Here is a 1,796-nt window from a genome sequence, read left to right as displayed (position 1 = left end):
TTTTTATTGATATAACTGTACAATTTTGAAAAAACCTTTTATTTTTTTATAATATAATGAGTTGCACTACCTTTTCCTTTTTTTTCTATAAGATTTTTTTTTATCATCTCTTTTAAAATTTCTTTAGCTTTTGTATCCATTATATCTAATTTTTCTTTTACTATTTTTGTTTGGATAGTATTATTTGTCATTAAATAATCTAATATGATTTTAAACTCTTTTTCTAATCCGTCGTAATCCGTCTTTAATCCGTCGTAATCCGTCGTGACCAATTCATTTCTAAATAATCGGACTCCTACAAAATCATTTATCTCTTCTATAAATGGCTCTTTTAACCCTGCCTTTAAACAAGATAATTTAATTCTTTGAACACTCTGGCAACCACCCTATTTCTTACCTCAGACCTTCCTGTAAAGATATCTTCATTAGTTAACCCATTAGGTAATCCTCCTGGAGAAACAATTTCTATCTTATTATCATAGATAGCTACTTTGATATCTCTTCCTAGGTTGGTGTAGTCCCTATGGACAACGGCATTAATCAATGTTTCTCTTATCGCTACTTCTGGAATCTCATAGGTATCTATCCTTTGAAGACCTTTAATCTCACCTCTAAGGTTTAAATGGTTTTTTATAAATATTTCTATGCTTTCTAGTTGAGTAAATAGATCCTCACTATATTCTTTTTTATCTAAAAATATCTCCATAGTGTTTCCTTTAAATCGGCTACACTTTGTGGAAACATTTTCTAAAATACCAAGTATTATTAGGAGGCCGTTAGTTGGATATTTATTACCATTTTCAACTTTAATTAATTTCAATGTTATCAGTTTTTCTTCCGTGAGTTCCTTTTTAAATTTATTAAATACCTTCTTTAAAGGTTCTAAATTTAAAGTATCAAGTTCATAATCATAGTTTATATCCTCATCAAAGGTGATATTTCTTCTTTGTCTCTCTAATTCTATTATGTTTTCAAAACTAGCCTTTCTATTGGTAGCTCCTAATCTTATATAGGTTCCGTTATTTTTCCCTTGAGACTTTAGATAATATGGAACTAAATTTCCCTTATGAACCTCTATAACCAATATTATTAGACCTTCTATATTTTTAGTATAGATTTCAGGGATTATATTAGGATAACAACTTTCATAGAGAATAGAAGATATTTTATCTTGAATATCAAAAATATCACCTTCAATACCAACAATATTTCTATTATCATCAACACCGATAATTAATTTACCACCTGCCGTATTAGAAAAAGCAATTATAGATTTAGCGATACTCTGATTATTGGGTAGTTTTTGTTTAAATTCTAAAACCTTACTTTCTCCTAATTTTATTTCATCTTCTAATTTCAATTTTTTCACCTTCTATTTTTTTCATAAATTTATATTTATTTTATTATAACATAAATATAAGTAAAGGATTCTCAAAATTGATACTCTTTTTTTTAAAAAATTTTCCTTTTAAAAAGTCCACAACTTGTGGGCTTTTATCTGTAGAATAAAATTGATACTCTTTTTTCATACACTTTAACTTCTTTATTTTCTAAATAACAAAATAATCGCGGACAAAATTTAAAGAAAATCGAAGACAGAATAAGAAATAATACTAAATAAAAAGACAGTAAATTTATACTGTCTTTCTAAGCTTTATTTTATTGATATCTATTTTGAAAGTTACAAAAGAATTATTGAGGAACTTTCAAATCAATAATTAATCGATTAACTCTCTATTACATGTAAAACATTTCTTTTTTTTAGTATAGAAAATATATATTTTACATCCAATCCC

The 1,796-nt window shown here is 26.3% G+C and carries 2 protein-coding genes; both read right to left on the bottom strand.

Features of this window, described 5'->3' with window-relative positions:
* Positions 1-38: 38 nt before the first annotated feature.
* Complete coding sequence (locus tag WBG30_RS13890) at positions 39-272, bottom strand: hypothetical protein (RefSeq protein ID WP_424505252.1); 234 nt, start codon at positions 270-272, stop codon at positions 39-41.
* 71 nt (positions 273-343) lie between these two features.
* Positions 344-1,360, bottom strand: coding sequence for an RNA-binding domain-containing protein (locus tag WBG30_RS13885; protein ID WP_424505251.1), 1,017 nt, complete (start codon positions 1,358-1,360; stop codon positions 344-346).
* Positions 1,361-1,796 lie beyond the last annotated feature (436 nt).

Source organism: Psychrilyobacter sp., assembly GCF_049671765.1.
Classification (GTDB): domain Bacteria; phylum Fusobacteriota; class Fusobacteriia; order Fusobacteriales; family Fusobacteriaceae; genus Psychrilyobacter.
This window is presented reverse-complemented; position numbering and strand designations above follow the sequence as displayed.